Here is a 10,493-nt window from a genome sequence, read left to right on the forward strand (position 1 = left end):
GCCCACACCCCGGCCGCGCGAGACCGGGGGAGCGCTTCGCCGACCCCTATCACGCAACTTGATCGCGAAACCATCAAAATCGCTGACCGCACTCAGCCTAAGGCGCGGAGGGTTTCGACGGGGGTGATCGCGTAGCTTTTCCCGCCGGCGAGTTTGGTGAGAGTGCGGGTGTTGCGGTCTTTGAGGGCTGTTCCAGATAAATTTCCGAGAAGGCTGGCAAGGGCATGGCGGGAGAAATATTCGGAGAAGGCTCTGCGCGGACTGGCCAAGGATTTTGGAGGGGACATCGAAGCATATATGCGAGCGCTAATGCTGAAGAAGAGATAACGATTTCTAATCGTGATGCGGAACCCCGAGTAGGGATGCTCGGGGTTTTTTTGTTGCGGGGGCGGGTGCGAGCCGGCCATCAGGGGGAGAGGATGGTGGTTCCGGTACGCAGGGCGTTGGGAGGCGTACTCGAAGAGGGGCATGCGGGGCGTGAAGGTCGAGAGCCGGTGGAGGCGGGAGCCCAAGGGGTCACGGTACGCCTCAAGTTCCGAGAGCCAGAAGTGTCCTACACGCGTTACGCGATCCTCGTCGTCGAAGAGGCCGTAGGCAAGGTCGGGTGTCGGGGTCAAGACAGGCGAGTGTCCATGCGCGCCATTCCATCAGGGAGATGAGCTTTGCGACGGGCTCGAAGTCCAGGAGGAAGTCGTGGCCATGCGCCTCGAATGCGCGTTGGGTTCTGCCGTGCTCGAGGAGCTGTTCGAGATCCTCGGGAGTAGGGGTAGACCCGACAGTCGTGTCACAAGGGGCCATTTCGGCTCAGTCGGGGGGGGCCACCTCCATTGGGTCTACCCCTTAGCGGCGGGCACGCTGGGCCAGTTTCGGTGGGCGTCCGCCGCGCTCGGCGGACGCCCGCGGGCCTGCCCCGGTCGGTGTGGTCCATGAACCGCGTAGGTGAGGCTCCCAGTCGGGCCAGTGGCCGAGTACGGCGGCGATCACACGGACCGTGCGGTAGTAGTGGTAGCGGGTCGCCGGCCCGACATCCGGCAGCCCGTGCTCGAGGACCCACCGCACATGCTTGAGGCGCCATTGCTCCGGGCGGCGAAGGTGCCAGCGCTCTGCGATCCGCTGCCGTAGGATCTCGCCGCGCCGGATGTGCTGCGCGACGCCGCCGTGCGAGCCGGGTTGTGCCCGTTCCAGGAGACGGTGGATGGCGCTCATCGGCTGGATCCCACATAGGCGCGTGCGACATCCGAGCGGCCGTGTCCGAGCTCGCCGGCGATCGTCAGCCGGGCGGCGCGGTCGTCGGCCTTCGACGCGGTGCGTTGTCCTGCAACAACCGGCGCCGGCCGGCCCGTCAGCTGAGCGTACCGTGCACAGGCATATGCCGCGCGGGCGTCGTGATAGCCTTTGATGCCGTGGGTGTGGAGGATCTCGCGACCGGCGCGCAACTCGCCCGATCGCCATGCCTTGAAGCTCTCTCCGGGCGCCAGGAGGTTTTGGGATCCGGCGGGTCGGGCTGCAATGGCGGCGGCCAATGCCGCGCGTATTCCCTCCGTCACCGGTACCCATCGCGGGGCGTCTCTTCCTCCTTTCGTGCCGTCCTGAATATTGATTGAACCCACTGTCGCAGCCTCATTAAGGAGACGGCCAAGGTTTGCCTTCACGGCCTCTTCGGAGCGCATACCGCATTCCCGACCCAACGACAGCACGGCTGCGGCGCGGTTCAGGCCCGTCGCATGTAATTGCGCCAACGCGCTCTGATAGCGCGACGGATCAAGCGTGGCCGGCGCTTCGGTGCGTACCTGCGAGCGGGACTCGCCGACCGCCGCTCGCGGTGAGACGGTGGTCCAGCTGCCTTCCCGTGCCTGGCGCATGACGGTATTGATCGCGCTGATTCGATTCTGTCTTGTACTGACGGCGAGTCCCTGCCCGCGCATCGCGTCGGCATAGGCGAAAACGCACTCCGGTGTCACGTCCCTCATATCCTTGATCCCCTGTTCTTTGGCCCATCCTGAAAAGGCGCTCCAGCGCGCGCCTTGCGTGGCGACCGTGGAAAAATGACCACCGCCATAGCGTGCCTGCAAGGCCTGTTGTCCTGCGTAATCCATTTTTCGTCCATAGCCGTGATTTCTCGTGCCGACGCCGCCGTATAGCCCCATGTGAATCGGGCTCCCGTCATTAAATTCTCGAATGATTTGAGGTCCAACTTAAACGTTTGCGGATGGCCGGAATGCCTGCCGCCATTGGCGGAACGCAAGATCATTGCCGGCTTTTGCTTCGCGATCCGCCAATCAGCGACAGGTAAGTGATAACGAGGGTATAGCTCCTCGCGAGCTGGCGAAGCAGGCGCATCTGCAGGCGCCTTCAGTAGAGTGCGCGGTACTCGCATCCGCAGTGCCTGATCGGCTGGCGGGGGATGCCGATGACGTCGCTGTCACCGTGAGACCGTGTGATCGCGATGGGATCGCGAGTGCGCATCGGGAGATCCGCAGTGCCGATATCAGACGTGGCAGGATGCCGCCTGCTGCCCTGGCGGGCGCCTGATCGGAGATGTGCGGGGGTTTTGATGCGCGAATTGACGCGGCCTGAAGCCTCGAGCTGCCTGTAGCAGGGCGGGCGGGCGGCGTGTTTGTCCTTGCGGTCTCTGTTCCAGAGACCGCAAGGCGACGGCGGCGAGAGCCGATCAAAGCGGGAGCGCCGAGGCGCGGGACGCGACCGTCGGCACGGGGCCGAGCGGATGTCGATTGCCGGCCTGCTGCCGCAGTGGCAGGTGGCGCGGTCAATCGGGGTTGGGTGGTGGCAATCGCCGGAAGCGATTGCAGCGCATAACGTAATGCGTGAGGTCTAGCCGCATCGAGTGATGGCGGATAGCAAGGGCATGGCCGATGGAGGGCGGAGGCGTGAGCGAGAGGCGCACGGATGTCCGGAGATGGGGCAGCACATGGTGCCGGACCCCGCACAGAGGCAGAGGATGTCTGTGCGTGACGCTGATTGGAGCCAGCTACTCGCGACTTCCGGTCGCACGGTTTCACGATAGATTACTGCTGCGGACACGCCGGTGCAAGCTTCGAATCGGAGTTCGGATCTCGAGCACTATGGAGGACGTGCTTGTCGTGATATACGGATGTTTCAAGACCGCTTTTCGGGAATGACGTTTCCTTGCAAACAAATGGCGACTTATTGTCGGATCACTAAAACGACGCTTTTACTTCTAACGTCGACGTTGTCGCTGACATCATCAAAAGCAAGTTCCAGGTTTCGCAACCCGCAATCAGCGATGGCATTTTTATTCAACTTCAGCAAAGAGGAGGTTGCGAGACGGGCAGTCGGACCGTGATCGAAACGGTGTCGTGCCTCCCCGATCCGGAGTTCGGGGCTCTCGCGGTATAGTGATGAGTAATATCGATCAAGTGTTGTATCCCGGCGAACAGGTCGAGGTCGTCGGTGCGTTGCACGGGTGGATTTACGTGGATGCCGTCGTCATGGGGCTGATCTGCTTTATTCCCGCTTCGGCCTTCCTTGTGCCGTCTATGGGGATGATCGGAGCAGCGCCTGCACTTCTCGTCTTCTTTATGTTCATCCTCGACGCCCATCTCAACGTGATCGGCACCGAGCTGACGATTACCGATAGGCGCGTCATCTTCACGTATGGATTTTTTGGTCGCCGTACGATGGAACTCGACCACGCGAAGGTGGAAGGTTTCACTGTCGAGCAAGGCATCATCGGTCGCATGATGAACTTCGGCCAGGTCACGGTGACGGGCGTCGGCGGTATGCGTATGGAGATTCCGCTGGTTCGCGATCCGCTGCGGTTTCGGGCTCGGACGATGCAATGTCTCGCGAGGACAGACGCGAACCCGTCCATGGCGAGCGCAGCGGGGGTCGGTCGTCCCGGGTAGGTGCGAGCGTGTTGCCGCCGTGGCGACGGGGCAAACGTCGCACGGCCACGCAGGGGGCAGACCGGGAAGCGCGTTCTGGAATTCTTCGCCGCGCAGATCCGACCGCAATACCCTCGCGGTCTATTTGCTCCCGGTCAGTCCCGTGGCCAAGGCAGGGAGCGGTAGAACGCCTCGACGACGTCGTAGACCGCGTCGAACGGGGGCAGGTCGCCTTCGATTTCCGAGGCGAGTTCATGATAGCGGGCCTTGGACCGGCGACGGATTTCAGGGTTGGACATGGCCAACCGATCGATCGTCAAACCGCGGATCCGCGATTTTTCGAGCAACCTGTCCAGAATCCGCCGTTTGGTCGGCGCGTCATCGCGCAACGGATGGTCGCTCAAGACGTAGTGCAGATCGAAGATGTCCTGCCGGCGGATGCGGTTGCGGGCCTCCTGCTGGAGCAGGGCGCGAAACTTCTCCGCCACCATCTCCACCAGACTGTAGGTGCGGATGGCGCTGCCGTCCCCCAACTCGAACAGATCGGTCTCCTCGACCGGTTCGTTCAGGCTGTAGTCGATGTCCACGACCTGCGGAGCCGTCCCGGCTTGCAGCCGTCTGTGGGCGGGGGTGCCCTTGGCGGCATAGCCGATGCGGATTTTGAAGGTCGGGAACGTCGCGTCATCGTTTCTGGGCTGTTGGATGCAGCTCTGGACACGGCAATCCAGACCGTAATCCAAGCTCTCCACGGTGTCGCTCAGGCTGTCTTCGAGGTATCGCCGGAAATTCACCGGATCGAAGTCCGGGCGCCTGATGGCGGTCGAGAAGTCGATGTCCTTGGTGTAGCGCGTGCTGCGGTAGCTCAAGGCCAGCAACACCCCGCCCTTCATGATCATGGTGGCTTGAAGAACGGGTGTGCCGGCGATGGCGGCAAGAATGGTGTGGATGGCCCGACGGAACTGCTGGTCGTCGGGATTTTGGTTGACCCATTCCCGGATGTCGGATGTCTGCAATCATTCCTCCGCAGCGGTGTCGTCTGTTTCTTCGATGTTGAGCGATAAACACCACTTTTCCGAGAAGTTCGGGCTGTAGGGAGCTTTGGGGTAAAGTTTCTGCGAACCGCCGCGCTGCGCCAGCGCACGCCACGTTTCGATGGTCGGATGAGGCAGTCCAAGCCGCTCATCGAGAAGATAACCGACCCGCACCTTTTCGATTTTGTTGCCGTGGCGGTCAACGGTGTCCACGATCTGCCGCAGATAACGGCCGGCGTGGTCGGCATAGACCTCCAGCACATGGTAGATGCCGCCGCACAAATCCGGCTCGCGGATCATATCGAGAAAGGTGCGCCCAATCGTGGATACGCGCAGGGAGCGCTCCTGCACGTTCACATAGGCCCCGGGGTTGCAATGCACGCTCGAATGACTGTTGACGGTCTTACGGTGAATCTTCGCAAGCCGCAACCGGCGCAAGAGCGGCAGGGATGCTTCGCGGTAAAGCGCGTACCCCTCCGACCCCAAGTCTTTCTGCATGCGCTCGACCGCGAGAATTCCCCAGCGTGTGGAGGGCGGCGTGGTCAGGAACAGCAGTTTGGGAAGGCGGTCGGTGAAGCCGTGATACGCCATCGCACTCAGATGCGAAACATAGCAGAAGGGGTCGACGCAGCAGGCAATGTCTTCCGCCCCGGCGGCGGCCCGTCCCAGCACGGCATAAACCTCGCTGTTGGGCACCGCCTTGCTGTTGTGCAGGATGCCGTCTTGCACGAGAGAGGAAAGTAGGCGCTTGAAATCGGCGCGGGCGGGAACGTCCTTCTTGATGCCTTTTAAGGGTTCTCCGCGATAAACCTTTGCTCGGTATAACTTGAAGACCAGGCAGCCAAGCTGGTAGCTGGTCACGACCGGATGATGCAGCTGGCCGATTTCGAGGCTGAGGGCGGTCCTGAGTTCCATGTTGCTGCTAGCGTTATATGTCCTAAGGACATATAACGCTAGCAGCGTGAGTTGTCAATGCTTGATTGAAATACAGGAAATTGATTGTCAGCGATGCGGCATACAGTTATAATTCGTCCTGAGGACGAATTATAACTGTATGCCATTATAAGATTATAAAAATCAACGCTATGCAGGTCGGCCTGCACCGTGACCCGAAAGCCATCATAGCCGTTCCTGCCGTGTCGATCGTCCCGTCGTGAAGTTACAGGGCGGTCTCCTCAAATCCGGATCTTCTCGATCTCGTCGAGCGTCAGGTCGCCGCGCCGTCGGTCGTAGAGCTGGGTGGTGCGGGTGCTGGCGTGGTTGGCCATCGCCGCGGCCTGCTCGAGCGTCCCGCCGTGGGTCAGATACGCGGTGATGCCGGTGGCCCGGAAGCTGTGGTTGCCGACCCGGGTGGCGATCCCGGCCGCCGCGGTGCGCCGGCGGATCATCGCATGGGCATTGGCCTGGGCGAGCGGACGCGCGCTCAAACACCCGGTGCCGCGCCCGAGGGTGCGGAACAGCCAGCCCTTGGGGTCGCGGCGCAGGTCCGCGCCCTCGAGATAGGCCTCGAGGATCTCCTCGAGACGGTGGTGACAGGGCATCTCGTGGCGCTTGCCGCCTTTTTCGTGCAGGCGCACCCACAGGCGCCGCTGCTGGGTGAAGACGTCCTCGACCCGCATCCCCAGGGCCGCGCCGACGCGTGCGAAGGAATACACCATCAGGGCGATCAGCGCGCGGTCGCGCAGGCCGGCCGGGGTGTCCGCGGCGATGCTCTCGAGCAGGTGCCGCGCCTCCGCGGCGTCGAGCACCGGGGTCTTGCCGGTCTTCACCACATGGGACGGTCCGCGTACCGAGGCCGCCGGGTTGACCGGCACGATCTGGCCCGTCACCAGCCAATCGAACAGGTGACGCAGGGCCGCCAGCTGCTGCTTGACCGTGGGCGCCGACAAGCTCCGCGTCTGCCCCTCGATCCAGGTCGCCACGTGCAGCGGCTGTACGTCGGTGATGGACGGCACCCCGACGCTCGTGCACCAGTCCAAAAATTCCGCCACGGCCCGGACATAGGCCCGCCTTGTGTGGGGGTTGCGGATGGCGGAGGCGAAGAATTCCAGGAAACGGAACTGGGCTCGCTCGCCGGCGGCGGCGATCAGGGCGGGACACGGGGCGGCAGGAAAAAGAAGGGTAAGCGCGGTCATGATAAAAATCCGCTCGTTCCATTGAGCAAGGTTCCGAGAATGACCAACAGCGGACCGCTGAGCTGAATCGCCTGGGCGTCACGCCGTTCCTCCAACTCGGCCTTCTGCTCCTCGGGAGTTGGCGCAACGTGTCCACCGTCGATAATGCGTGATTGCCGTAACCATTCGTCATAACCCAAGCGCAAAAGCGGGCGCCCCAGGGTCAGCACGCCGAGAATGGCCATGAGCGCTCCCGCCAGAGCCGCATACGCCGACAGCTCGTGCCGGTCATAGCCGATGCGCGTCAGCACGACAACGACGGGCACGGCAACCCAGGCTCCGGCCCAAGGGTGGAGCATGGTTGAACTGTGACGATTCAGAAACGCTCTCATGACCGGACTCCCAGTTATATGTGATAAAGGACATAATCACATTAAAAGACGCCGCAGGCGCGACCCTGGGGTTTGCGCCACGCCCGGCCGGAAGATCCCTCTGCTCGGCTACGTCGCCGCCGGCCGCCCAGTCGAGCCCCCCGGAGGACCGCACGAGCGTCACGGTCCCGCGCCACATGGTACGCAAGAACAGCGCCTTGCAGGTACGCGGCCACTCCATGACAGACGACCAAATCCAGGACGGCGACATCATCATCGTCGAGAAGCGCCAGACCGCCGAGAACGGCGAGACCGTGGTGGCGCTCATCAAGGGCGAGCAGGTCACCCTCAAGCGTTTCTATGTCGAGCCCGACGGGATCCGCCTGCAACCGGCCAACCCGGGGATGGTGCCGATCACCCTGCGGCATGACGAGATCGAGATCCTCGGGATCGTCTCGGGGGTGGTTCGGATGACGCGCTGAGGGTCGCGGGTCAAGCCCGGTCGGCGGACTGCCCGAGCAGGGTCAAGGTGCGCCCGTCCGGCGCGCCGCCGAAATAGACCTCGATCAGGCGATGGAACACCGATCCCTCCGCAGACACCTCCGCAAACAGCGTCGCACACGAGCGCAGCTTCAAATCATCCGGCGTCCCGAAGATCTCCCGCGCCGAGCGTCCCTGAACGGCGAGCACCGCCTCGGCAAACTCGACGAGCCGCGGCCCGAGCACCGGATGGCCGAGATACGCCCGCGCCTCGTCGAGACCGCGGATCGCATACCGCCGCGCCGTCACGCTGAACCCGAGTCCGTCGAGCTGCGGGAAGATGTACCACATCCAGTGCGTGCGCTTGCGGCCCGATCGGATCTCGGCGAGGGCACGGGCGTAGTCGTTCTGCTGCGCTCGGACGAAGCGGATTAGGTCGTGGGGATCGTCGGTGGTCATCACGCCCCCGTTGTCTGAGTGCCCGATACCATTCGATTCGCTGCCTTGAATACCGCGGCGAGGCGGGCTTGCCTAAGATCCGCCTCACCGTCGAGACGAGACATGTCCGGAAACTTGCCAGCCATTGCTCCGACACCTTTGGCTTTCATCACCAGGCGCGCCACGTAAAGGACCTTTGACCCCATCCATAGGTCGATCGAGCCCATCACACGAGATCCCAACGGCGTTCGTCAATCAGGCGCGTAAAGGTCATCACCGCATCTACTATGAACTGAAACTGTCGCGGCCAATCCTCTTGGTCGTCCGGATCGGCCCGCAGGGTTCGCACGATCCAATAGAAGGCCCCATCTGAGCGGACCATCCAGACCAAGGGTGCACCGAACGCGCCCTCGAGCTCGGCGCGCAGCTCCAAGAGATGCTCGTAACGCTCGGTGGCATGCTCGCCATGCACGCGCAGGAAGACCCCGATTTCGTCCACAGAACGATAGAGCTTTAGTGTCAGGCCCGGATGCGCGGTCGGGAAGCCGAGGTTCGCACTCCCCGCGACCCGGTCCAGAGTCAACCCGCATGGATGCTCAGCCAGGAACTGCTGGAACCCGGTCCAGTACGCCAGCCGTCGCCGCCCGACCTCCGAAAGTTCGCCGGACTGAACGCTCCTAACCACCCGCGAGGCGGCTCGGCTCCAGTCGTTTGGCTTCACTACCAGGTTGAAACGGGGTGCCGGGAGCGAGCCGCCGATGCGCCACAGCTCTATGGTCAGCCCGAAGAAGTGATAGCGCTCGTCGGTAGCATCGTTCAGCCAATCGAGCGCCGCGCGGTGCTCCTCGGTGAAGGCTGCGGCGATCCAAATCGTGGTCTGGGCCTTCAGCCCCGCAACATAGGTCAAGATCTGACCGAGATGGCTGTGATCGGTGCGCTCGAGCTGGTTCTCGATCAGCACCAGGCCATCATCCTGATCGCGGCACAGCAGGTCGGCACGGAAGATGCCGACGTTGACCTCACTGCCGTCGAGCACGAGGCGCAGCCCTAGGGTGTCGCCGAGCAACGCGAGGTTCTCGGGGGCTGCGAGCCAGGGCGTGAAGGCTCCGGCCTCGTGCGGCCATCCGCAACGCAGGTCCATCGGTTCGAGGCGAGCCAGACGGAGAGGATTGTCAACGGGCATGCTGAGGTCTCATGTCATCAGGTTAGGAGATCCAGTCCAGATTACAGCCTCACGACGCAAGTCGAATCAATCCTGCCACCATCTCCTGCCACCGCCGATCCTCTCCCCCCGCCGTTGCCCGCAGCAGCCCATCCAGACCAAATCACATCGACCACTCCGAACGCGGTTTAGAATCCTCTCAGGACGTCACATCGACAGCACGGGAGCCCGCGATGACCCCCTCGGTTCGTATCCTGACACTGGTCTACGCCGCTCCACCCGCGGATCGGCTGCCGCCGAATCATCCCTGGCAGCAGCTCGACACACTCGGCCGCACCCTGAGACGCCATCTGCCCGCGGCGACTGCGGCTGTATTCGCTCGACCCGAGATCGCCGTCGACGGCTCGGGTGCAGTCACCTGGACCAGTGCGCTGGCCGGACAACCGCGGCCTTTACTGGATCTTCCCGACGAGGAGCAGGCGGTCGCGCGGCGCATCCTCGCCGATCACCTGAAAGCGATCGCCCGCCTGGCCGACGAGCTGGCTCGCCGCGAGCCGGACGATCCCGAGCCCGCGCAGCTCCTAAAGCGCGCCATCGTCTACCCAGGCGACAAGTCAGTCTATGTGATCGGCGGCGCCCCGGTCCTGATCTCTTGGGGCGGCACCGACCCCGGCCGGCCGCCGGGCCCCGCCGGTGCGCCGGATCCCGCGACCTTGACGCCCCCGCCGCGGCGCCCGGCGTGGATCCTGACGGTCCTGGGGTTGCTCGCACTCGCAACGCTGGGACTCGGTCTCGGAGGCATCTGGCTCCGGCAGTTGCAGGAGACTGAGCAAGGTCTGCGCGAGGATCTCGCCGTCGCGCTGGCGAACCAATGCGACCCGGTTGCCCCTCTGGTAGAACTCGCCTCCCGCTTGGAACGGATCGATCGGGAGGACACGCGCTACGCGGACATCCGCATGGCGGTCCTGACCGAGATCGGCATCTGCGAGGAGGCCGCGCTCTTTACCGAACGGCTCGCGACCGAGCCGCCC

General features: G+C 63.4%; 9 protein-coding genes and 2 pseudogenes. 3 read left to right on the forward strand and 8 right to left on the reverse strand.

The genetic code is table 11. The features are described from left to right. Positions 1-840: 840 nt before the first annotated feature. Together BLV04_RS23685 and BLV04_RS23690 are read right to left on the reverse strand one after the other, a co-directional pair. The gene (locus BLV04_RS23685) at positions 841-1,206 is read right to left on the reverse strand and encodes a hypothetical protein (protein ID WP_093038543.1); all 366 of its coding nucleotides are present in this window, start codon (positions 1,204-1,206) and stop codon (positions 841-843) included. Further along, positions 1,203-2,147, reverse strand: a complete 945-nt coding sequence (locus BLV04_RS23690; RefSeq protein ID WP_093038544.1) for an integrase domain-containing protein — start codon at positions 2,145-2,147, stop codon at positions 1,203-1,205. Before BLV04_RS23690 ends, BLV04_RS23685 begins: the two co-directional genes overlap by 4 nt. 1,233 nt (positions 2,148-3,380) lie before the next feature. Between BLV04_RS23690 and BLV04_RS23695 the strand changes: the two genes are divergently transcribed. Beyond that, positions 3,381-3,887, forward strand: a complete 507-nt coding sequence (locus BLV04_RS23695) for a PH domain-containing protein (RefSeq protein ID WP_093038545.1) — start codon at positions 3,381-3,383, stop codon at positions 3,885-3,887. Between the two features lie 134 nt (positions 3,888-4,021). On the opposite strand, the gene BLV04_RS23700 is transcribed toward BLV04_RS23695, so the two are convergent. From BLV04_RS23700 to BLV04_RS23715, 4 genes are all read right to left on the reverse strand, one after another. Beyond that, the gene (locus tag BLV04_RS23700) at positions 4,022-4,879 is read right to left on the reverse strand and encodes a nucleotidyl transferase AbiEii/AbiGii toxin family protein (RefSeq protein WP_093038547.1); all 858 of its coding nucleotides are present in this window, start codon (positions 4,877-4,879) and stop codon (positions 4,022-4,024) included. Then, entirely contained in the window at positions 4,880-5,812 is a 933-nt protein-coding gene (locus BLV04_RS23705; protein WP_093038548.1) for a type IV toxin-antitoxin system AbiEi family antitoxin domain-containing protein, read from the reverse strand. It lies immediately after the preceding gene. A gap of 260 nt (positions 5,813-6,072) precedes the next feature. Continuing rightward, a complete protein-coding gene (locus BLV04_RS23710; RefSeq protein ID WP_093038549.1) occupies positions 6,073-7,032 on the reverse strand; it encodes a tyrosine-type recombinase/integrase in 960 nt (319 codons plus the stop codon). Then, the gene (locus tag BLV04_RS23715) at positions 7,029-7,403 is read right to left on the reverse strand and encodes a hypothetical protein (protein ID WP_093038550.1); all 375 of its coding nucleotides are present in this window, start codon (positions 7,401-7,403) and stop codon (positions 7,029-7,031) included. The genes BLV04_RS23710 and BLV04_RS23715 overlap by 4 nt, the downstream gene beginning before the upstream one ends. 16 nt (positions 7,404-7,419) lie before the next feature. On the opposite strand from BLV04_RS23715, the pseudogene BLV04_RS23720 reads away from it, so the two are divergent. Beyond that, positions 7,420-7,864: pseudogene (locus BLV04_RS23720) on the forward strand (LexA family protein). Between the two features lie 10 nt (positions 7,865-7,874). On the opposite strand, the gene BLV04_RS23725 reads toward BLV04_RS23720, so the two are convergent. Next, entirely contained in the window at positions 7,875-8,321 is a 447-nt protein-coding gene (locus BLV04_RS23725) for a DUF1810 domain-containing protein (RefSeq protein WP_093038552.1), read from the reverse strand. Positions 8,322-8,526: 205 nt separating this feature from the next. Then, on the reverse strand, positions 8,527-9,483 hold the full coding sequence (locus BLV04_RS23735) for a DUF4268 domain-containing protein (protein ID WP_093038556.1): 957 nt from the start codon (positions 9,481-9,483) through the stop codon (positions 8,527-8,529). Positions 9,484-9,695: 212 nt separating this feature from the next. Between BLV04_RS23735 and BLV04_RS23740 the strand changes: the two are divergent. Then, positions 9,696-10,493: pseudogene (locus BLV04_RS23740) on the forward strand (hypothetical protein); the annotation flags it as partial.

Source organism: Thiocapsa roseopersicina (genome assembly GCF_900106925.1).
In the GTDB taxonomy this organism is placed as follows: domain Bacteria; phylum Pseudomonadota; class Gammaproteobacteria; order Chromatiales; family Chromatiaceae; genus Thiocapsa; species Thiocapsa roseopersicina.